The organism is Sphingomonas sp. PWP1-2 (assembly GCF_049898305.1).
Classification (GTDB): domain Bacteria; phylum Pseudomonadota; class Alphaproteobacteria; order Sphingomonadales; family Sphingomonadaceae; genus Sphingomonas; species Sphingomonas glacialis.
Genome location: NZ_JAFCXM010000002.1, coordinates 721433 through 741472 on the forward strand (window position 1 = coordinate 721433; position 20040 = coordinate 741472).

A 20040-nucleotide genomic window follows, 5' to 3' on the forward strand; every position below is an offset into this window, starting at 1 on the left:
TGCGCCCTCTTGATTTGAGAACGTTCACTTGTTCCGCAGCAAAGCGATTGTCAAGTCGACGAACTGGCGGAAACGGGTGGTTGTGAACGTTCCCGGGATGTGCTGTCTAGGCACCGCAGGCGGCGGCACTGCCACGCGGGGTAGCCCGCGTCGGCGAGGGCAGCGCGCCAAGATCTGGGAGGATTTCTGAAATGGCGAAGACGATTCACCGCTGGCTGCTGGGCGCAACGCTGCTTTCCGGCATCGCCTGCACGTCGCCCGTCGTCGCGCGCCAATCGCCCGCGAAAGCTGCGGCGCAGGACGCGCGCGCGCGTGCGGCGGCGATCGTTGCCAAAATGACACTCGACGAGAAAATCGCGCTCGTTCACGGACTCTTCCCGCCAATGGCCAAGGGCAAGACGCCAAACGAGCTGATTCCGTCGGCCGGCCATATCGATGGCATTCCGCACCTGGGTGTTCCGCTGATTCGCGAAAGCGACGCCTCGCTTGGCGTCGCCAACCAGATCGAACAGCGCAAGGGCGACGTCGCGACCGCCCTCCCCTCGAGCCTCGCGACCGCGGCAACCTTCGATCCCGCGATCGCGCGGGCCGGCGGCGCGATGATCGGCGCCGAAGCGCGCGCCAAGCGCTTCACCGTGCTGCTTGCCGGCGGGGTCAATCTGACACGCGATCCGTGGAACGGCCGCAACTTCGAATATCTCGGCGAGGATCCGCTGCTTTCGGGCATGCTGGCGGGCGCCCACATCGCTGGCGTCCAGTCGAACCACATCGTTTCGACGGTCAAGCATTTCGCCCTCAATTCGCAGGAAACCGGCCGGACCGTCGTCGACGCCAGGATTGGCGAGGCGGCGCTGCGGATGAGCGACTTGCTCGCCTTCCAGATCGCGATCGAGACGGGCAAGCCCGGCTCGGTGATGTGCGCGTACAACAAGGTCAATGGCGACTGGGCGTGCGAGAATGCGCATCTGATGAACGACGTGCTCAAGCGCGACTGGGGCTATCGCGGCTGGGTGATGAGCGATTGGGGCGCGGTGCATTCGACCGCCAAGGCGGCGAACGCCGGGCTCGATCAGGAATCGGGGCAGGAACTCGACCGCGCCATCTATTTCGGCGATCCGCTTAAGACCGATATCGCCGCCGGCCGCGTGCCGATGGCGCGGCTCGACGCCATGGTGATCCGCTATCTGACCGGGCTGATCGAGACCGGCGCCTATGATGCGCCCGCCGATACCGCGCAGCCGATCTCGTACGACGCGCATGCCGAAGTCGCACAGCGCGCGGCCGAAGCCGGGATCGTCCTGCTCAAGAACGAGGGCAACCTCCTGCCGCTTTCCCGCACCACGAAGCGCGTCGTGCTGATCGGCGGGCGTGCCGATGTCGGCGTCCTGTCGGGCGGAGGATCGAGCCAGGTGCGTTCGGTCGGCGGCGCGCCGGTCGAGATCCCGCTCACCAGCGGTGCCGCGTCGTCGTTTGCGCGCATCACCTGGCACGCCTCCTCGCCGCTGCTCGCGATCCGCGCGGCGATGCCGCAAGCGCAGGTCACATGGATCGATGGCCGCGACCCGGCCGCCGCCGCTGCCGCCGCCAAGGCTGCCGACGTCGCAATCGTGTTCGCGACGCAATGGGCGACCGAGGCGCAGGACGTCGCCGACCTTTCGCTGCCCGACCGGCAGGACGACGTGATCGCCGCGGTCGCCGCCGCGCAGCCCAGGACGATCGCGGTGATGGAAACAGGCGGCCCCGTGCTGATGCCGTGGCTGTCGGCGGTGCCAGCAGTCGTCCAGGCCTGGTATCCCGGCCAGCGTGGCGGCCCCGCCATCGCCAACATCCTTACCGGTCGCGTCAATCCATCGGGTCGCTTGCCGATCACCTTCCCCGCCAGTGCAAGCCAGGCACCGCGCGCCGCTCCCGTCGGGCTCGACCGCCTGACCAGCGCCGAGGCGCAGGCCGCCGCCGACCCCGGCCATGCCAGCGACCATCAACTGGCGAGCTTCCCGATCGAGTACACCGAAGGTGCCGATGTCGGGTATCGCTGGTATGAAAAGACGCGTGTCACGCCGCTCTTCGCGTTCGGATACGGGCTTAGCTACACGCGCTTCGCCTATCGCAACCCGGTGGTGACGGGCGGCGCCAAGCTCAGCATCAGCTTCGAGGTCGTCAATACCGGACGCGTTGCGGGCGCCGACGTGCCGCAGATGTACGTTACGCGCGACGGCACCGCGGTGCCGATGCGACTCGCGGCATTCCAGCGCGTGACGCTGAAGCCGGGCGAGGCAAAGCGCGTCACGCTCGTCGCCGAGCCGCGGATCCTCGCGGATTACGATCCGGCGCTGCCCGGCTGGCGGGTCGCGGGTGGCCGCTACCGGGTGGCACTGGCGCATGATGCGACCGATCGCGCGCTTGTTTCGACCGCGAACGTGACCGCGGCGACGATGAAACCCTAACCGACCGACAGAAAGGCGGTGACCGTCAGCCTCCCGTCCGCGGGATCGCCCGACAGCAATGCGTCGGGCGCGATCGCGCCGCTGTGGAGCAGATAGCTCGGGTAGACGAGCGCGCGGTTGTAGCGCGCCTCGATTTCGAGGGTGCGCTCGAACAGCGGCGTATCGCCCGTGACATAGCGCGCGGGCGGCACGCCGCCGTGGCGGAGCTCGGCCTCGAGCTGGCCGAAGAAGATCGGGGCGCGTTCCTCGTCGATCGTCTCGAACCCGGTCGAGCGATGCCGGAAGAAGGCGGTCCCGTCGGCATGGTGCGGGGCGAGATAGTGGACCAGCGCGATCCGGTCGGCGCCGAACGCGTCGCAATGCGGCAAGCGCTGGCGGATATCGAGCGCTGCGGGCGGCGTCGTGACGATCGAGAAGCTCGCGTCGATCAGGTCGACCGCACCGCCGCGCCCGAGCACCGGGCCGAGCACGCTCGCCAACACCGCGAGGTGCGTGGGCACATACGCCGGCGGAAGCGCCGCGCGGATACCCGGGTAATGCTGCGCGGCAGGACCAAAGCTCGCCGCGATCGCGGCCGCGCGCAACGCATCAGGCTCGGCGGAAAAGCCGTCGATCACCACCACCGGCTGCGCCTCGCGCCCGACGCGGTGGACGGTGATCGCGGGTTCGCTCACGGTGCGCGCCAGTAGCGGACGTAGTCGACCGACATGCGCTGCGGCAGCGCGGCATCGTCGATTCCCTTGACCCCGCCCCAATCACCGCCGACCGCGAGGTTGAGGATCAGCCGATACGGCACAGTGAACGGCCAGGCGGCATGTCCGCCCGGCTGATCGTCGACAACGCGCATATAGCCATGGCCGTCGACGCCGATCGTGATCGAATGGGGCTGCCAGTCGAGTTGATACCGGTGATAGGCGGAGCACGCGCTGGCAATGCGGGTTTCGGCGCCGCGCTGCGTACCGCGTACATGATTGAACGCCCCGCTATGCACCGTGGCATGCACCACGCGTGGCTGCCAGCCGACCATCTCCATCAGGTCGATCTCCCCCATATCGGGCCACGTTCCGCTCTGGGGCAGCAACCAGATCGCGGGCCAGGTGCCGCGCCCGCACGGCAGCTTGGCGCGCACTTCGTAAAAACCGTAGCCGAGCGACTCGCGGCTGACGAGCTTGGCCGAGCTGTATGCCTGCCCACCCCAGTCGGGCTCGGCGCGCAGCGCCTCACGCCGCGCCTCGATCACCAGCGCCCCGTGCTCGATCCGCGCATTCTCGCGCCGGTCGGCGGCGTAATATTGCTTCTCGTGATTGGCCCAGCCCTGCAGGTTGCGCTCGGTGTCGAAACGCCAGCGGGTCTGGTCGATCTTTTGGTTGAACTCGTCCGCCCAGACCGGCGGCGCCACGGGCGCGCGCATCGGCACGTCGATCGAATAGTTGGTCGCGGCCAGGCTGACCGCCTGTGCCAGCAGGATCGCTACAGCCGTCATCGTGTCACCTCGTCCAGCACAGATCGAGCTCCCGTCGTCGTGTCTGCAAGCCCTTTAAAGCGCGGAGGCGACTGAAACCAGCGCATCGGCGAGGGTCACGCGCGCGCGACTAAGCGTCGGACGCGAAAACGCCGTAGCGCGCGCGCCAGGCGACGACTTCGTCGTGGAGTTCGGCGGGTGCGGGGTCGCCCGAGAGGACGAAGCCGGCAATTTCGGCGTCGGGGTGCATCAACATCTTCTCGGACCCGTCGCTGAACCAGACGGGGACCAACCGATCGCACACGCTGTCGAGCACCGCGGCGGCCATGCCGTTTTCGATCGCGTTGCTCCCCTCGAGCGCGCGGACGGTGATCGACACGCCTTCGAGGCAGTTTTGCGGGTGCTGGACGAAGGTGAGCGAGACGAGCAGGCCCGATCGGTCGGGGCGCGCGTCCTCGGGCATGCGCGCGACGCGCCGCCACGCGCAGAACCAGGTGCGGCAGATACGGGGGCGCACGGCGTGGATGCCGCATCCTAGCGTCGTAAGGTGAACGCACGGCGTTCCCGCGGGCTTTGCGAACTCGGGCGTGTTGACCGTGAGAACGGTGCAACACGCGGTGCAATCGCCACACGCGCGGTCGGCGAGGACCGGGCCGAGCAACGTGGTTTCCAAGTCGGGGTCTGTCTCCACCCGACGGGAGTGCCGCACGACGGCGTACGCCGTCAACCATCGTCGGTCGGCGAGGAGCTGTTCCGCGATGCGGTGCGCGCAGCTGGAGCGGGCGTCGGCAACTGCGCGCGTCCGTCCTCCGCCCGGGTACACGCGCGCGCGCGGGGACAGGGCGGCGGGGCTAGCGTTCGCCGAACAGCTCGCGCTTTGTCTTTTCGAGCTCCTCGGCATAGCGCCGCCGGACGAACGATTCCGACAGGATGCCGAGCACCGCGCGATTGTCGTCGAGGACGGCGAGTTCGTCGGCGCCCGATGCGTCGAAGCGCCGCATCACCTCGGCAATGTCCATTCCCGGCGTCAGCGCCGCGTCGACGTTGATCGCGAGCTGGCCGACCGCGGCGTGGGTATCGAGGCCCTCGGCATAGGCTGCCGGCGTCTGGACGATGCCGGCGTAATGCGTCGCGCCATCGACCAGCACGGTACGGCTCGACGATCCGAGCGGGACATGGCTGCGGAACGTGCCAAGCGGCGTGTCCGCCGCCACCACCGCGACGCCGCGCCGCATCATCTGCCCCGCGGTCAAGGTCTTGACCCACCCGACGTCGCGCGCGCTCTTGATCGTCTCGCCGCGCAGATGCAGCCGCCAGGTCGAGAAGCTGTAGCCGAACGTCTCGCGCACGATCGTCGAGGAGACCAGCGCAGCCGCCAGCACAGCGCCGGTCAGCGCGAAATCCTGCGTCGCCTGCAGCACGACCATGGCCATCGTCATCGGCCCGCCGACCACCGCGACCGCAAGCGCTGCCATCCCGACGAGCGCGGCATTGCGCGGATCGACGACATCGTGGCCGATCGCCAGCGCCAATCCACCTGCGAACAGATGACCGACCAGCGTGCCGAGAAACAGCGACGCGAAGAACAGCCCGCCGCGGAAACCGAAGCCGAGCGACACGATCGACGCCGCGCATTTCACCAGCAACACCATCAGGATGAGCGTCAGCGGCGCACCGAGCGCGAGATCGGCATGGAGCGCGCCATGCCCCGCCGACAGCGCCTGCGGCGAGATCATCGCGATCGGGATCAGCAACAGCCCGCCGATCGCTGGCCGTGCCCAATCGAACAGGGGCAGCCGCCGCGTGCCCGCCTCGACCAAGGCCACCGCGCGCATCAGCACGATCCCGAGCCCCGCGCAGATCGCACCGAGCCCGGCATAGATGAGGTAATGATGCGTCTCGGTCGGCATCGTCGCAGCGTCGATGACATAGGGCTGCGCGCCCAGGCCTTGCGCGACCAAGGTCCCCGCGAGCGCCGCTGCGACCACCGGCGCGAGCGCCGACGGCGTGTACGCACCGATCACGATCTCGAAGGCGTAGAAGGCACCGGCCAGCGGCGCCCCGAACGCGGCGCCGATCGCCGCCCCCGTGCCAGCGCCGACAAGATTACGCAGATCGGCACGCCGCAGATTGAACGCCCCGCCCGCGAGCGACGCCAGCGCGCCGCCGAGCTGGGCGTAAGCCGCCTCGAGCCCGACCGACGCACCAAATCCGTTCGAAATCACCGTCTGGCCCGAAATCACCAAGCTGTCGCCGAGCGTCATCCGCCCGCCATGGAGCGCATTCGCCTCGACCGCGTCGACCAACCGCCGCCGCCGCGCGCGCACGCCCCAGGAGAAGGCAGCGAGTACGAGCCCGCCGACCGGGAGCACGAGCAACGCAGCCAGCGGCAGGGACGGTACGGCGCTGAGCCGCTGGCCCGGCGGCAGCCCGAACAGGATTCGCTGGATCGTCCGCGCCATCGTCCCCTGGACGACGCTCAGCAGACCGGCCCCCGCCCCCACGATCGTCGCGAGTACGATGAACATCGCTTCGCTCGCGCGCACGCGGCGGCGAAACCATTTCAAGAGGGCTACGGCGCGCAGGGGATGTCCTTATCGACGGAATCGACCCGCGCCGACGGCCTGCGCCGTCGCGGGTCGATCAGGCTTAGCGCTTCAGGCGCGGGATGCCGATGAAGTCGCGCTTGCCAAGCTTGACGCCCTGCGCGCGCAGGATGGCGTACGCGGTGGTGGCATGAAAATAGAAGTTCGGCTGCGAGAAGGAGAGCAGGAAATTGGCGCCCGTGAACGGCATCCGCGTCTCGCCAAACGCGAACTCGGTATCGCTGTCGGCCAGCGCATCGAACTCCGCACGGTCGATCGCTTTCAGGCTCGCGATGGCGTCCTGCACGACGCCGTGGAGGCTCGCGAAGTCGGTTGGCCAGGGCTTCATATCCGGGGAAAAGGTGCCCGCGCGGACGCCGTCGATCCCGCCGATCGAATGCGCCGCGCACGACTTAACCTGATAGCCGAACGGCAGCATGTCGGGCGCGAGGCGGGCATCGATCAGCTCGGCCTCGGAGGTCCCCTGCTCGGCGCAGAACGCCGCGGCCTTGTCGAGCAGCGCGTCGATCGCCCCGAGGATCTGAAGGTTGGACGGCACCACGGCATCGTATAGCGAAAAGGTCATCGTCCGGCTCCCATTGCGGTCGGCGCCTTATGCAGCGTCGGGCGCTGCGGGTCCACGTCCGTTCTTGACCCGGTTCAACCTCTTATAATGGCAGGCCGACGTAATTCTCCGCCACCGCCGTCTGCATCGCGGTCGAGCTGGCGAGATAGGCGAGCTCGGCGGATTGCATGCGGTGTTCGAACGGGCCGTCCTCGGGAAAGCGGTGCATCAGCTTGGTCAGGAACCAGCTGAAACGCTCGGCCTTCCAGATCCGCGCGAGCGCCTTGGCCTGATAGCCGTCGAGCCCGCTATCGTCGCCGCGCCGGTAATGCGCGATCATCGCCTGGCTGAGATAGGCGACGTCGGACGCGGCGAGGTTGAGCCCCTTCGCACCCGTCGGCGGCACGATGTGCGCGGAGTCGCCGGCAAGGAACAGCCGACCGTAGCGCATCGTCTCGAACACATAGGAGCGCAGCGGCGCGATCGACATTTCGAGCGCAGGCCCGCGCGTCACCGGGCCGGCGGCGAGCGGCGCGAAGCGCTCCTCGAACTCGTCCCACAAACGCGCCTCGGGCCATTGCTCGATCCGGTCGGTCAGCGGCACCTGGATGTAATAACGGCTCCGCGTCGGCGAGCGCATCGAGGCGAGCGCGAATCCCTTGGGGCCGTTGGCGTAGATCAGCTCGGGATGGCATGGCGGCACGTCGGCCAAGATGCCGAGCCAGCCGAACGGATAGACGCGCTCGAACTCGCGCCGCTCGGCCATCGGGATCGCTTTGCGCGACGGGCCGTGAAAGCCGTCGCAGCCGGCGATGAAATCGGCCTCGATCCGCTGTTCGACGCCGTCGACGCTGAAGGTCACCGCCGCCCGGTCGTCGGTAAGATCATGCAGCGCGACATCCGAAGCACCATAGACGATCTCGATCCCGCGGGCCGGCGCCGCATCCATCAGGTCGCGCGTCACCTCGGTCTGGCCGTAGACGGTGACGCGCTTGCCGGTCAGCGCGGCGATGTCGATGCGGATCAGATGTTCGCCATCGGCGAGGTTGAAGCCATCTTCGACCATCCCCTCGGCGGTCAGTCGCGCGCCGAGCCCGAGCTGGTGGAGCAGATCGGTCGTGCCGCGTTCGAGCACCCCGGCGCGGATCCGTCCGAGCACGTAATCGGGCGTCTGGCGCTCGATCACGATCACGTCGATCCCCTCGGCGCGCAGCAGATGCGCGAGCAGCAGCCCGGCGGGTCCGGCGCCGATCACCGCGACCTGGGTGCGGCGCGTGGTCATGACGCGAGCTGACGCTCGAGCTGGTCGAGGATGCGGTAGCACGGCAGCACCTGCGCAACGCTCGCATTGGGCTCGCGCCCCTCGCGGATCGCCGCGACGAATTCGCGGTCCTGCAGCTCGATGCCGTTGCTCGACACCGCCACGCCCGACAGGTCGATCGGCTCTTCGCGCCCCGTCACGAGATCGTCGTAGCGCGCGATCCAGGTGCCGTTGTCGCAGATGTAGCGGAAGAAGGTGCCGAGCGGCCCGTCATTGTTGAAGCTCAGCGACAGCGTGCAGATCGCGCCGCTCTCGGCCTTGAGCTGGATCGACATGTCCATCGCGATGCCGAGCTCGGGATGGAGCGGCCCGGCGATCGCATTGGCCTGGACGATCGGCCCCGCCTGATAGGCGAACAGGTCGACGGTGTGCGCGGCGTGGTGCCAGAGCAGATGGTCCGTCCAGCTGCGCGCCTCGCCCTTGGCGTTCATGTTCTTGCGGCGGAAGAAATAGGTCTGCACGTCCATCTGCTGAACGGCGAGGTCGCCCGCGACGATCTTGTCGTGGATATACTGGTGCGACGGGTTGAAGCGCCGCGTATGGCCGACCATCGCGACAAGCCCGGTTTCCTCGGCCTTAGCGAGAACGGCTTCGCCATCGGCGAGGCTGTCGCACAGCGGGATCTCGACCTGGACATGCTTGCCCGCCACCATGCACTGGATCGCCTGCTCGGCATGCATTTGCGTCGGAGTGGCGAGGATCACCGCGTCGAGCCCGGGCTGTTCGAGCGCTTCGCTGAGCTCGGTACAGGCATGCTGCACGCCATATTTGGCGGCGACCGCCTGGGTCGGCTCCAATCGGCGGCCGACGATCGAAACGACCTCGACTCCGTCGATCTTCTGCAGGGCGTCGAGATGCTTTTCCCCGAAAGCGCCGGCACCGGCGAGGGCGATCTTCATGGCAATGGCTCCAGAACGATATGGCCGACGGCGGTGTTCGACGCCGGAACGTGATAATGACGGTGCAGTTCGCGCACCTCGGGGCCCAGCGCGCCGCGCATGATGAGCCACATGACGAGTTCGATCCCCTCGCTCCCTGCTTCGCGCAGATAGTCGATGTGCGGCATGTGCCGCAAAGCGGCCGGGTCGGCGGTGAGCTTGTCGAGGAAGGCGGTGTCCCATGCCTTGTTGATCAGCCCGGCGCGCGGGCCCTGGAGCTGGTGGCTCATCCCGCCGGTGCCCCAGATCTGCACGTTGAGATCCTCGGGGTAACTCGCCACCGCCCGCGCGATCGCCTCGCCGAGCAGCCAGCAGCGATTGCCCGACGGCGGCGGATAGGTGACGACATTGACCGCGATCGGCACGACCTTGACCGGCCAGGCATCGACCTGCCCGAACATCAGCGACATCGGCACGGTCAGCCCGTGGTCGACCGCCATCGCATTGATGATCGTCATGTCGAATTCGTCGAGGATGCAGCTCTGCGCGATGTGCCAGGCGAGATCGGCATGGCCCTGCACTTCGGGCACCGGGCGCGGGCCCCAGCCCTCGTCGGCGATCGGAAAGCTCTCGGCACAGCCGATCGCGAAGGTCGGGATGAAGGTCATGTCGAACGCCGAGGCGTGGTCGTTATAGACCAGGATCACGACGTCGGGCTTGGTGTCGCGCTCATAGGCCCGCGCGAACTCGTAGCCGGCGAAGACCGGCTGCCAATAGGGCTCGTCTGCCTTGCCGTTGTCGAGTGCGGCGCCGACTGCGGGGATGTGGCTGGTGGTAATGCCAGCGGTGATGCGGGCCATGTCAGTTCTCCGCCGTCGGCGCGTTGGGGATTTCGGCGGCGATCTCAGCCACCTCGGCGAGCGCCGCTTGCTCGGCATGCGAGCGCAAGCCCTCGGGCGAGCGCCCGCCGCCGAGCATCATCGCGGCATATTCCTCCTGGCTCATGCCGGTCATCGTGCCGGCGGCATATTGGAAGCTCTTGCCGTCGGTGGAGAAGATCTTCGCCAGGAAATAGATGTTCCCCCCTACGTCGAGCATCGCGTTGTAATCGCGCGCCAGCACCGCCGCCTTTTGCCCGTCGGTGAGCGGCCAGGCGTCGAGATAGGCGCGCTCGTCGGCCTTAAACCGTTCGCGATTTCCGGCCTGCATCAGGCTGAAGGCGAACTGGTTGAGGTGGAAGCCTTTACGCGCCCGCGCCGCGGTGTAGACGCGCGTGCCGGGGATCGTCTCCAGCTCGGCGAGATAGGCGTGAATGTCGCGTGGTGCCGTCATGCCCTTGCCGCCTCGGCGGCGATCAGGCGGCGGATGATCTGCCGCGCGCGCGTGCCGCCCTCGTCGATATTGTAGGCGTTGAGCTTGAGATCGGGGTTGAGCGCGATCGCGCGCTGCTGCGCCTCGAGGATTTCCTTGTCCTCCAGGAACACGCCGCCCTGTGCGCGCTTGAAGCGCGCGGTGAAGCCGGGATCGTCCTGGTCGAAGCTGCGCGCCATGCCCCAGAAATAGTGCATCGTGCCTTCGCTCTCGGGGGTCATGCAATCGACCACCATCCCGCGCACGCCCTGGTCATGGCTCTCGAGCGTCGCGCCCGCGCCGACCGGCGCCACGCCGACGTCGATCATCACCGAGGAGGGCGCGAGGAATTCGCAGATCTGCCAGCGGTCGACCGGCCCCGGCTGCTTGAGCGCGCCGCGCCAGAAGGGCGGCGCATCGACGCCCGGCATCCAGCGCGCGACATAGGCGCGGTCGCCCTCGACGCGGGTCTGGAGCGGCGCTTCCATCAGCTCGGGCTGGCCGATCGAGCCCGAATGGACGTGCGTCTCGTGCGTCAGGTCCATCAGATTGTCGATCATCAGCCGGTAGTCGGCCGCGACATGATAATAGCCACCGTCGAAGGTCCAGCCCGGCGTCGAGCATGGCCACAGATCGGGGATCAGCGCTTCATCGGCGCGGGCTTTGTCGCCGACCCACAGCCACACGAAGCGATGCTTCTCGGCGACGACATAGGTCTCGGCACAGACGCGCGTGTTCACGCGGTCGGTCTTGAGCGGCATTTCCTCGGCGACGCCGTCGGGGCCGAGCTTCAGCCCGTGATATTTGCAGCGGATCGAATCGCCCTCGCGGATCCCCATCGACAGCGGCAGCAAGCGGTGCGGGCAGGCATCGCGCATCGCCACCACCTGCCGGTCGAGCTTGCGATAGAGCATGATCGGCACGCCGCAGATCGTGCGCGCGAGCGGCTGGTGATCGACTTCGCTGTCCCAGCCGGCGACGTACCAGGCGTTGGTGACCCAGGTGCTCACAGTCCGCGCTCCTTCAATTTGGCATCGAGCCGTGGGAAGACGCGGCGCGCATTGCCCGCAAAGATCGCCGCGCGATCCGCCTCGGGGATGGCGAGCGCGTCGACATAGCGTTTCGTGTCGTCGAAATAGTGGCCGGTCTGCGGATCGATCCCGCGCACCGCGCCGACCATCTCGCTGCCGAACAGGATATTCTTGCTGTCGATCACTTCGGCCAGCAGGTTCACGCCGGGCTGGTGATAGACGCAGGTGTCGAAATACACGTTGTTCATCAGATGCGTCGCCAGATCGGGCTGCTTGAGCATGTCGGCAAGCCCGCGATAGCGCCCCCAATGATACGGCACCGCGCCGCCGCCATGCGGGATGATGAAGCGCAACGTGGGGAAATCGCGGAACAGGTCGCCCTGGATCAGCTGCATGAACGCGATCGTGTCGGCGGCGATGTAATAGGCGCCGGTCGCGTGCATCGCCGGATTGCACGATCCCGAGACGTGGATCATCGCGGGCACGTCGAGCTCGACCATCTTCTCGTAGAACGGGTACCAGAAGCGGTCGGTCAGCGGCGGCGCGGTGAAATGGCCGCCACCGGGATCGGGGTTAAGGTTGCAGCCGATGAAGCCAAGCTCGGTAACGCAGCGCTCGAGCTCGGCGATCGAGCCGGCCATGTCGGCCTGCGGGTTCTGCGGCAGCATGCACACGCCGACGAAGGTTTCCGGGTACAGGTCGCAGACGCGCGCGATCAGGTCGTTCGACACCTGCGCCCATTGCAGCGCGATCCTCTCGTCGCCGACGTGCGGCGCCATCGTCGAGGCGCGCGGGCTGAAGATCGTCATGTCGGCGCCGCGCTCGCGGATCAGCTTGAGCTGGTTCGCCTCGATCGTCGCGCGGATCTCGTCGTCGCTGATAGCGGGGTAGGCCGGGACCGGAGTGCCCGCCTTGAACGCCGCGGTCTGTTCGGCGCGCCAGGCATCATGCTGAGGTGGGGCCGTGGTGTAATGGCCATGGCAGTCGATCACGAGGGTCATGCGGCACATCCGAAAGCAGGAGAAAGCCGCGCGTTGAGGAGCGCGAGCGTGGAATCGAGGGTGTCGGTGGGGGCGACGCCGAGTGCGCCGATCGCGCGCTGACGCTCGGTGGTGGCGCGCGCCATCGCCGAGCCGGTGCGGAGGCCGTCGAGCGTCTTGACGACTTCGACCATTTCCTCGGCGCGGCGGCCGCCATGGACGATCATCCGTTCGAGATTGTAGGCGCCGCGCTCGGCCCAGGGCCGCGCGCGTTCGCTCGCGTCGAGCGAGGCGAGCACTTCTTCGCGCACCCCCGCCGCCTCGGCGGCGAGCAGGCATTCGGCGGTGAGCGCCTCAAGGCCCTTGATCATCACCGAGCGGATCATCTTGATCGCACTTGCGGCGCCGATGCTCGCGCCGACGATGCGGACGTTGGTGAAGCCGATAGCGGTCAGCGCCTCGGCGCCCGCTTCGGCATGGGGGCCGGCCACAAGCAGCGGCACCTTGCGACCGAGCGGATGCACCGGCGCCATCACCGCCACGTCGACATAGCGGCCACCGGCCTGCTCGATCGCGTGCGCGGCGTGCCGCTTGGTTTCGGGGGCGACCGAGTTGAGGTCGCAGAACAGCGCGCCGGGAGCGATCGAACGCGCGGTTTCTTCGGCGGCAGCGCGCGCTTGGTCGGCGGTGACGAGCGACAGGATCACCGCCCTGCCCTCGACCGCCTCGCGGTTGGTCATCACGGCTTCTGCATGCAGCGTGGCGAAGTCCGCCAGTTTGGCGGCGCGCGTCGCGGGATAGGCGAGCTCGCGGTCATATCCCGATGCCGCGAGGCCACCGGCGAAGGCCATCGCCGCCTCTCCAAAACCGATGAAACTGGGATCTTGCGTCGCCATGCAGCCGTGGTGGCAAAGCCGCGCCCGCCCCGCCAATCACAATTGCACGCTGCTATCGGTTTTCCGGAAGTCTCGTTTCTCCGACCGCTGCATGGAGCAGCTGGAGGAAATGCTCCTGCTCGGGCGTGGGCCGCCAATTCTGGCGCACGGTAAGCCCGATCGTCCGAACGGCGTGGTCGATCGGAGCCCCGATCTGAGACAGCACGCCGGTCGCGAGCTCGGGCGCGACCTGGTCGGGCGACAGCAGCGTCAGGAAATCGCTGTCGCGCAGCACGCCGCGGATCACCATCACCGATCCGCATTCGATCAGGGCTTCGGGCACAGCGCCGCCAGCGAACAAGCCCTGCCATAACGCGCGCAGCGGTGATCCGTGCGGGGCGGCGATCCACGGATAGCGCAGCAGGTCGGCGGGTTCGGGCGTGCGGCCGGCGAGCGGATGATCGACACGCCCGACGATCACCAGCCGATCCTCGAACAACGGCGTCTGCTCGAGCCCGGCAGGCGCGACGTCGCGCAAGGCGCCGATCATAACGTCGATCTCGCCATCGAGCAGCGGCTCGACCAGTTCGCGCCACGATCCCTCGCGCACGTCGACAGTAACCCGCGCCTCGCTCCGCGCGAACGCCGCGATCGCGTGCGGCAGGACGAGCGCGCGGCACAAGGGCATCGCGCCGATCGCTATCCGCTCGGCAGCCCCCTCTGGCAGCGCCTCGACCAGCCCGGCGGCGAGTTCGAGCACCGCCAGCCGCGCGCCGCGCGCAAGGCGTCGCCCCGCATGCGTCAACGCCACGCCGCGCCCGCGCCGCTCGACCAGCGGCACGCCATACAGGCTCTCGAGATCGCGCACCGCGCGGTGGACCGCGGGCTGCGACTGCCCCTGCTGCAGCGCCGCCGCCGCGAAGCTCCCAGCATTCGCCAGGGCAAGGTATGCGCGCAGCTGCGTCGCGCTGATCAGCCGTTCGGGCCGCGCGAACCCTCGCGCGCCGCTGCGCGCACTCGCCCGCGACGCTTCGGCGAGCCGCGCATAGGCGGCGCGGATTCGCACCACCAGCGCGGCGCCCAGCGCGGTCGCGCTCACGCCGTCGGCGCGGCGATCGAGCAAGGCGACGCCGAGCTGCCGCTCGACCTTGGCGATCCCCTGCGTCAGCGCCGGCTGCGACAGATTCTCCGCCTCGGCGGCGAGGCTGATGCTGCCCAGTTCGGTCGCGGTCGCCAGCGCGTGGAGGTGGCGGAGATTGAGGTCGAGCGGATCGTACGCCATACCCTCTCATAGTATAATCTTATGGCCGTGCACGAGATTTGATTTGGGGGTTTCGCCGGCGCCGGGCACTCCGACGCCGCAAGGAGAGTGAGCATGGCCGGACGCGTGGTACGCGAGATTTCGCGAGTGGAGCAGAGCGTGATCGATGGTCTCGCCCATGCCGGCGTGGCGACGGTGCACGAGGCGCAAGGGCGCATCGGCCTGCTCGCGCATTACATGCGCCCAATCTATTCCGGAGCGCGGATCGCCGGGTCGGCGGTCACCATCTCGTCGCCGCCGGGCGACAATTGGATGCTCCACGTCGCGATCGAGCAATTGAAGGAGGGCGACATCCTCGTCCTCGCGCCGACCTCGCCGTGCGTCGACGGCTATTTCGGCGACCTGCTGGCGACCAGCGCGATGGCACGCGGGTGTCGCGGGCTGGTGATCGACGCGGGCGTGCGCGACGTGCGCGACCTCAAGGACATGGGCTTCCCGGTCTGGTCGAAGGCGGTGTTCGCGCAAGGGACGATCAAGGCGACCTTGGGCTCGGTCAACGTGCCGATCGTCTGCGCGGGCGCGGCGATCGAGGCGGGCGACGTGATCGTCGCCGATGACGACGGCGTCTGCGTCGTCAAACGCGCCGATGCGCCCGCCGTGCTCGAGGAGGCGCGCAAGCGCGAGGCGAACGAGGAATCGAAGCGCCAGCGGCTCGCGGCGGGCGAACTCGGGCTCGACATCTACGACATGCGCGGCAAGCTCGAAGCGCTGGGGCTGCGCTATGAGTGATGGCGTGCGCTGCATGTGGATGCGCGGCGGCACGTCGAAGGGCGCGTTCTTCCTCGCCGACGACCTCCCCGCCGATCCCGCGGCGCGCGACGCGTTGCTGCTGCGGATCATGGGTTCGCCCGATCCGCGCCAGATCGACGGCATGGGCGGCGCCGATCCGCTGACCTCGAAGGTCGCAATCGTGTCGAAGTCGGCGCGCGAGGGCGTCGACGTCGACTATCTCTTCCTCCAGGTGTTCGTCGATCAGCCGCTCGTCAGCGACAGCCAGAATTGCGGCAACATGCTCGCCGGTGTCGGCCCGTTCGCGGTCGAGCGCGGGCTGGTGACGCCGAGCGGCGACGAAACCCGCGTCGCGATCTTCATGGAGAATACGGGACAAGTCGCCGTCGCCACGCTGCAGACGCCGGGCGGCCAGGTGCGCTACGATGGCGCTGCCGCGATCAGCGGCGTCCCCGGCACCGCCGCGCCGATCTCGCTCGCGTTTCGCGATACCGCCGGATCGTCGTGCGGCGCGCTGCTGCCGACCGGCAACGGCGTCGACACGATCGACGGCGTTCAGGTCACGCTGATCGACAACGGCATGCCATGCGTCGTCTTCGCCGCCACCGATGTCGGCGTCACCGGCTATGAAGATCGGGAAACGCTCGACGCGAACGACGCGATGAAGGCGAAGATCGAGGCGATCCGGCTGAAGGCCGGGCCGCTGATGAACCTTGGCGACGTCACCGAAAAGTCGGTCCCCAAGATGATGCTCGTCGCAGCCCCCAAGGACGGCGGCGCGATCGCGGTGCGCTCGCTCATCCCGCACCGCGTCCATGCCTCGATCGGCGTGCTTGGTGCGGTGAGTGTCGCGACCGCGTGCCTGATCGAGGGTTCGCCCGCCGCCGCGCTCGCGCACGTGCCCGAGGGCAACACCAAGACGCTCGGCGTCGAGCACCCCAGCGGCGTCACCGAATGCGTCGTGACGATCGACGCCGGCGGCCAGCCAATCGAGGCGGGCATGCTGCGCACCGCGCGCAAATTGATGGACGGAGAGGTTTTCGAATGAGCCGCACCAAGACCTGGGTCGATCAGCCGAGCACCCCCGCCTACGCCCCGCCCCCCGGCGCGATCGACGCGCACGTCCATGTCTTCGGGCCCGAGGCCGACTTCCCGTTCAGCCCCAAGGCGAAATATCACCCCGAAGACGCCACGCCCGAAATGCTGTTCGCCCTCCGCGACCAACTCGGCTTCGCGCGCAACGTGATCGTCCAGGCGAGCTGCCACGGCACCGACAATGCCGCGACGTTAAACGCAATCGCCAAGTCCGACGGCGTAGCGCGCGGGGTCGCGGTGGTCAGCCCCGATATCGACGATGCCGAACTGCAGAGGCTCCACGACGGCGGCATCCGCGGCGTCCGCTTCAACTTCCTCAAGCGCCTCGTCGACGATGCGCCCAAGGACAAGTTCCTCGACATCGCGCGCCGCATCGCCCCGCTCGGCTGGCACGTCGTCGTCTATTTCGAGGCCGATATCCTCGAGGAGCTCGAGCCCTTCCTCGCCGCGATCCCGACGACGATCGTGGTCGATCACCTTGGCCGCCCCGACATCGCGCAGGGCCCCGGCGGCGCCGACATCACGCGCTTCGTGCAGCTGCTCGACGACCACCCCAACATCTGGACCAAGGTGTCGGGCGCCGAACGCCTCTCACCGCAGGGCCCGCCGTTCGACGATTTCGTCGCGGTGATCCGCCCGGTGGTCGAGCGCTTCCCCGACCGCGTGCTGTGGGGCACCGATTGGCCGCATCCGAATATGGAGCATCGCATCCCAGACGACGGCACGCTGGTCGACGTCATCCCGCGAATCGCTCCTACTGCCGAGTTGCAGCGCAAGCTTCTGGTCGACAATCCGATGCGGCTGTATTGGCCCGAGGAATTGGGCTGACCCGCCCGTTGCATTCGGAGCTGCCATGACCTTGCCGACCCGCACGATCGGCCCGTTCACCGTCTCGGCGATCGGACTCGGCTGCATGAACCTCAGCCATGCTTACGGCGTGCCACCGAGCGCGGAGGACGGCGCGCGGTTGCTCAACGCAGCGCTCGATCTCGGCTACACGCTGCTCGATACCGCGGCGCTGTATGGCGGTGGCGAGAACGAGCGGCTGATCGGGCGCGCGGTGATGCATCGCCGCGCCGAATTCACGCTGTCCTCGAAATGCGTGCTTGATCTCGTCGACGGCAAACGCATCCTCGACGCAACGCCAGCCGCGATCACGCGCACGCTCGACGGCGCGCTGGGGCGGCTCGGGACCGACCATATCGACCTCTATTACATGCACCGGCTCGACCGGAAGGTGCCGATCGAGGAGTCGGTCGGCGCGTTGGTGCGGGCGAAGGAAGCGGGCAAGATCGGCGCGATCGGCCTGTCGGAAATGTCCGCGCAGACGATCCGCCGCGCGCACGCCGTTCACCCGATCGCGGCAGTGCAATCCGAATATTCGCCCGCAGTGCGCAATCCAGAGGTGGCGGTGCTCGATACCTGCGCCGAGCTCGGCATCGCGCTCGTCGCCTTCTCGCCGGTGGCGCGCGGGCTGCTCGCGGGCGCGGTCCGCGACGACAGCTATGCCGAGGGTGACATCCGCCGCCCGATGCCGCGCTTCGTCGAGCCGCTGCTGTCACAGAATCTGAAGACCGTGGCGGACTTCGACGCGCTTGCCGCGCAGGCGGGGCTGACGCCCGCGCAACTCGCGCTCGGCTGGGTGCTGGCGCAGCGGCCGTTCACCGTGCCGATTCCGGGGACGACCAGTCTGGCGCATCTCGCCGAAAATCTCGCCGCGGCAGAACACCCGCTCGCCGCGGATCTGGTCGCTGCGGTCGACCGTCTGTTTCCGGCGGGGGCGCTCAAGGGCGCACGCTATCCCGCGGCGATGCAAGCGCAGATCGATACCGAAACCCTGCCGGGCGAAGAGCTCGCGGCCTAGGCAGGGCGTATCCCGGCGGCCGATGATCGCCGGCCGCGCGAATGACCGATTGGCAATCCGTCGCGCCGCAGCTACAACCATGATCGGGAAGCGTTTTCGCGTCCCGATGATCGCGCCGGTGCCCCGCGAGGGGCTTGAATGGGAATGCGGTGCGGGGTTCGCCCCAAATCCGCGGCTGTCCCTGCAACTGTGAGCGGTGAGCGACGGCGTCAGGCTCCACTCAGGAGCAGCCACTGGGATACCGCATCCAGCGATGCGCTCCTGGGAAGGCGATGCCCGAGCTTTGACCCGCAAGCCAGGAGACCTGCCGGCGATAAGGTCGCTCTTGCTTCGGCCCAGGGGATGGCTGCGGCACGGTTCTCCGTCTGAGCGACGAACCTGTGTGGCTGGGGCCGCATCGGTGTGCGCTTGCGGGGGGCTTTCGGCGCCCATCGAAGGCGTGCGCCGACCGACATGAGGTCCCCGCCGGTCGTTGCCAGAGCCGTGGGAATCCCGATGTCCGATCTTACGAAAATCCCCGTTACCATCGTCACCGGCTTTCTCGGCGCGGGCAAGACGACGCTCATCAGCCATCTGATCCGCCAGTCGGGCGGTCGCCGGCTCGCTGTGATCGTCAACGAATTCGGCACGCTCGGCGTCGACGGCGATATCCTCAAGGGCTGTGCGATCCCCGATTGCCCGGCGGAGAATATCGTCGAACTGGCGAATGGCTGCATCTGCTGCACCGTCGCCGACGATTTCATCCCGACCGTCGAGACCCTGCTCGCGCTCGACCCGCGACCCGACCATATCCTGATCGAAACCTCGGGGCTCGCATTGCCCAAGCCGCTGCTCAAGGCGTTCGACTGGCCGGCGATCCGCTCGCGGATCACCGTCGACGGGGTGATCGCGCTCGCCGATGCCGAGGCGGTAGCCGCCGGGCGCTTCGCCCCCGATCTGGCGGCACTCGATGCGCAGCGCGCCGCCGATCCCAGCATCGACCATGAGACCCCGCTGTCCGAAGTGTTCGAGGATCAGCTCGCCTGCGCCGACATGGTGCTGCTCACCAAATGCGACTTGGCCGGTGCCGAGGGCATCGCTGCGGCGCGCGCGGTGATCGCCGCCGAGACGCCGCGCGCGCTTCCCGTGCTCGAGTTGATCGACGGCGTGGTCGATCCGCGCATCGTGCTCGGCATCGGCGCGGCGGCGGAGGACGATATCGCCGCGCGCCCGTCGCATCACGATGGCGAGGACGAGCACGAGCATGACGATTTCGACAGCATCGTGCTCGACTTCAGCGAGATAACCGCGCCCGATGACCTTGCCGCGCGGATCGAGACGCTCGGCGGCGGTGGCGAGGTGCTGCGCGTGAAGGGCTATGCCGCGGTGGCGGGCAAGCCGATGCGGCTGCTGGTCCAGGCGGTGGGCGCGCGCGTCCGCACGCATTACGACCGGCCGTGGCGCAGCGACGAGCCACGCGCCACGCGCCTTGTGGTGATCGCCGAGCGCGATCGTCTCGACCCCGCAGCGATCCGGGCGGCGCTGCAGGGCTGACGCCGCG

General features: G+C 68.1%; 19 protein-coding genes and 1 riboswitch. Of the genes, 6 read left to right on the plus strand and 13 right to left on the minus strand.

Annotation, left to right across the window (positions count from 1 at the left end):
* The first annotated feature begins 191 nt into the window (after positions 1 to 191).
* On the plus strand, positions 192 to 2444 hold the full coding sequence (locus tag ACP7C5_RS08155) for a beta-glucosidase (protein ID WP_426263844.1): 2253 nt from the start codon (positions 192 to 194) through the stop codon (positions 2442 to 2444).
* Here the strand turns inward: ACP7C5_RS08155 and ACP7C5_RS08160 are convergent.
* The 13 genes from ACP7C5_RS08160 to ACP7C5_RS08220 form a co-directional block, all read right to left on the minus strand.
* Positions 2441 to 3118 (minus strand): DUF6445 family protein, encoded by a 678-nt coding sequence (locus tag ACP7C5_RS08160; protein ID WP_426263845.1) that lies wholly within the window; start codon positions 3116 to 3118, stop codon positions 2441 to 2443. The genes ACP7C5_RS08155 and ACP7C5_RS08160 overlap by 4 nt on opposite strands.
* Positions 3115 to 3927: a glycoside hydrolase family 16 protein gene (locus ACP7C5_RS08165; protein ID WP_426263846.1), complete on the minus strand. Its 813-nt coding sequence runs from the start codon at positions 3925 to 3927 to the stop codon at positions 3115 to 3117. Before ACP7C5_RS08165 ends, ACP7C5_RS08160 begins: the two co-directional genes overlap by 4 nt.
* 109 nt (positions 3928 to 4036) lie before the next feature.
* A complete protein-coding gene (locus tag ACP7C5_RS08170; RefSeq protein ID WP_426263847.1) occupies positions 4037 to 4597 on the minus strand; it encodes a YkgJ family cysteine cluster protein in 561 nt (186 codons plus the stop codon).
* Positions 4598 to 4757: 160 nt separating this feature from the next.
* Complete coding sequence (locus tag ACP7C5_RS08175) at positions 4758 to 6434, minus strand: chloride channel protein (RefSeq protein ID WP_426263848.1); 1677 nt, start codon at positions 6432 to 6434, stop codon at positions 4758 to 4760.
* Positions 6435 to 6555: 121 nt separating this feature from the next.
* Positions 6556 to 7077 carry a DUF1993 domain-containing protein gene (locus ACP7C5_RS08180; protein ID WP_133187872.1) on the minus strand — a complete coding sequence of 174 codons (522 nt, stop codon included), beginning with the start codon at positions 7075 to 7077 and terminating at the stop codon, positions 6556 to 6558.
* Positions 7078 to 7159: 82 nt separating this feature from the next.
* Entirely contained in the window at positions 7160 to 8338 is a 1179-nt protein-coding gene (gene pobA / locus ACP7C5_RS08185) for a 4-hydroxybenzoate 3-monooxygenase (RefSeq protein ID WP_426263849.1), read from the minus strand.
* The gene (locus tag ACP7C5_RS08190; protein ID WP_426263850.1) at positions 8335 to 9276 is read right to left on the minus strand and encodes a Gfo/Idh/MocA family oxidoreductase; all 942 of its coding nucleotides are present in this window, start codon (positions 9274 to 9276) and stop codon (positions 8335 to 8337) included. The genes pobA and ACP7C5_RS08190 overlap by 4 nt, the downstream gene beginning before the upstream one ends.
* The gene (locus tag ACP7C5_RS08195) at positions 9273 to 10115 is read right to left on the minus strand and encodes a class III extradiol dioxygenase subunit beta (RefSeq protein ID WP_426263851.1); all 843 of its coding nucleotides are present in this window, start codon (positions 10113 to 10115) and stop codon (positions 9273 to 9275) included. Before ACP7C5_RS08195 ends, ACP7C5_RS08190 begins: the two co-directional genes overlap by 4 nt.
* A 1-nt stretch (position 10116) precedes the next feature.
* Entirely contained in the window at positions 10117 to 10587 is a 471-nt protein-coding gene (gene ligA, locus ACP7C5_RS08200; RefSeq protein ID WP_426263852.1) for a protocatechuate 4,5-dioxygenase subunit alpha, read from the minus strand.
* On the minus strand, positions 10584 to 11615 hold the full coding sequence (locus ACP7C5_RS08205; RefSeq protein ID WP_426263853.1) for a Rieske 2Fe-2S domain-containing protein: 1032 nt from the start codon (positions 11613 to 11615) through the stop codon (positions 10584 to 10586). The genes ligA and ACP7C5_RS08205 overlap by 4 nt, the downstream gene beginning before the upstream one ends.
* Positions 11612 to 12637 carry an amidohydrolase family protein gene (locus tag ACP7C5_RS08210; RefSeq protein ID WP_426263854.1) on the minus strand — a complete coding sequence of 342 codons (1026 nt, stop codon included), beginning with the start codon at positions 12635 to 12637 and terminating at the stop codon, positions 11612 to 11614. Before ACP7C5_RS08210 ends, ACP7C5_RS08205 begins: the two co-directional genes overlap by 4 nt.
* The gene (locus ACP7C5_RS08215; RefSeq protein ID WP_426263855.1) at positions 12634 to 13512 is read right to left on the minus strand and encodes a DUF1932 domain-containing protein; all 879 of its coding nucleotides are present in this window, start codon (positions 13510 to 13512) and stop codon (positions 12634 to 12636) included. The genes ACP7C5_RS08210 and ACP7C5_RS08215 overlap by 4 nt, the downstream gene beginning before the upstream one ends.
* A gap of 52 nt (positions 13513 to 13564) precedes the next feature.
* Entirely contained in the window at positions 13565 to 14773 is a 1209-nt protein-coding gene (locus ACP7C5_RS08220) for a LysR substrate-binding domain-containing protein (RefSeq protein ID WP_426263856.1), read from the minus strand.
* Positions 14774 to 14866: 93 nt separating this feature from the next.
* Between ACP7C5_RS08220 and ACP7C5_RS08225 the strand changes: the two genes are divergently transcribed.
* The 5 genes from ACP7C5_RS08225 to cobW all read left to right on the plus strand — a co-directional run bounded on the left by ACP7C5_RS08225 (position 14867) and on the right by cobW (position 20033).
* Positions 14867 to 15541: a 4-carboxy-4-hydroxy-2-oxoadipate aldolase/oxaloacetate decarboxylase gene (locus tag ACP7C5_RS08225; RefSeq protein WP_426263857.1), complete on the plus strand. Its 675-nt coding sequence runs from the start codon at positions 14867 to 14869 to the stop codon at positions 15539 to 15541.
* Positions 15534 to 16589 (plus strand): 4-oxalomesaconate tautomerase, encoded by a 1056-nt coding sequence (locus tag ACP7C5_RS08230; protein ID WP_426263858.1) that lies wholly within the window; start codon positions 15534 to 15536, stop codon positions 16587 to 16589. Before ACP7C5_RS08225 ends, ACP7C5_RS08230 begins: the two co-directional genes overlap by 8 nt.
* Positions 16586 to 17464, plus strand: a complete 879-nt coding sequence (locus ACP7C5_RS08235; RefSeq protein ID WP_426263859.1) for an amidohydrolase family protein — start codon at positions 16586 to 16588, stop codon at positions 17462 to 17464. Before ACP7C5_RS08230 ends, ACP7C5_RS08235 begins: the two co-directional genes overlap by 4 nt.
* Positions 17465 to 17489: 25 nt before the next feature.
* Positions 17490 to 18500, plus strand: coding sequence for an aldo/keto reductase (locus ACP7C5_RS08240; protein ID WP_426263860.1), 1011 nt, complete (start codon positions 17490 to 17492; stop codon positions 18498 to 18500).
* 99 nt (positions 18501 to 18599) lie between these two features.
* Positions 18600 to 18826: riboswitch (cobalamin riboswitch) on the plus strand.
* Positions 18827 to 18995: 169 nt separating this feature from the next.
* Entirely contained in the window at positions 18996 to 20033 is a 1038-nt protein-coding gene (gene cobW, locus ACP7C5_RS08245) for a cobalamin biosynthesis protein CobW (protein ID WP_426263861.1), read from the plus strand.
* Positions 20034 to 20040 lie beyond the last annotated feature (7 nt).

Coding starts and splice junctions, on each gene's coding strand:
- ACP7C5_RS08155 (WP_426263844.1), top strand. CDS start 192: ATGGCGAAGACGATTCACCGCTGGCTGCTGGGCGCAACGCTGCTTTCC.
- ACP7C5_RS08165 (WP_426263846.1), bottom strand. CDS start 3,927: ATGACGGCTGTAGCGATCCTGCTGGCACAGGCGGTCAGCCTGGCCGCG.
- ACP7C5_RS08175 (WP_426263848.1), bottom strand. CDS start 6,434: ATGTTCATCGTACTCGCGACGATCGTGGGGGCGGGGGCCGGTCTGCTG.
- ACP7C5_RS08180 (WP_133187872.1), bottom strand. CDS start 7,077: ATGACCTTTTCGCTATACGATGCCGTGGTGCCGTCCAACCTTCAGATC.
- pobA (WP_426263849.1), bottom strand. CDS start 8,338: ATGACCACGCGCCGCACCCAGGTCGCGGTGATCGGCGCCGGACCCGCC.
- ACP7C5_RS08190 (WP_426263850.1), bottom strand. CDS start 9,276: ATGAAGATCGCCCTCGCCGGTGCCGGCGCTTTCGGGGAAAAGCATCTC.
- ACP7C5_RS08195 (WP_426263851.1), bottom strand. CDS start 10,115: ATGGCCCGCATCACCGCTGGCATTACCACCAGCCACATCCCCGCAGTC.
- ligA (WP_426263852.1), bottom strand. CDS start 10,587: ATGACGGCACCACGCGACATTCACGCCTATCTCGCCGAGCTGGAGACG.
- ACP7C5_RS08210 (WP_426263854.1), bottom strand. CDS start 12,637: ATGACCCTCGTGATCGACTGCCATGGCCATTACACCACGGCCCCACCT.
- ACP7C5_RS08215 (WP_426263855.1), bottom strand. CDS start 13,512: ATGGCGACGCAAGATCCCAGTTTCATCGGTTTTGGAGAGGCGGCGATG.
- ACP7C5_RS08220 (WP_426263856.1), bottom strand. CDS start 14,773: ATGGCGTACGATCCGCTCGACCTCAATCTCCGCCACCTCCACGCGCTG.
- ACP7C5_RS08225 (WP_426263857.1), top strand. CDS start 14,867: ATGGCCGGACGCGTGGTACGCGAGATTTCGCGAGTGGAGCAGAGCGTG.
- ACP7C5_RS08230 (WP_426263858.1), top strand. CDS start 15,534: ATGAGTGATGGCGTGCGCTGCATGTGGATGCGCGGCGGCACGTCGAAG.
- ACP7C5_RS08235 (WP_426263859.1), top strand. CDS start 16,586: ATGAGCCGCACCAAGACCTGGGTCGATCAGCCGAGCACCCCCGCCTAC.
- ACP7C5_RS08240 (WP_426263860.1), top strand. CDS start 17,490: ATGACCTTGCCGACCCGCACGATCGGCCCGTTCACCGTCTCGGCGATC.
- cobW (WP_426263861.1), top strand. CDS start 18,996: ATGTCCGATCTTACGAAAATCCCCGTTACCATCGTCACCGGCTTTCTC.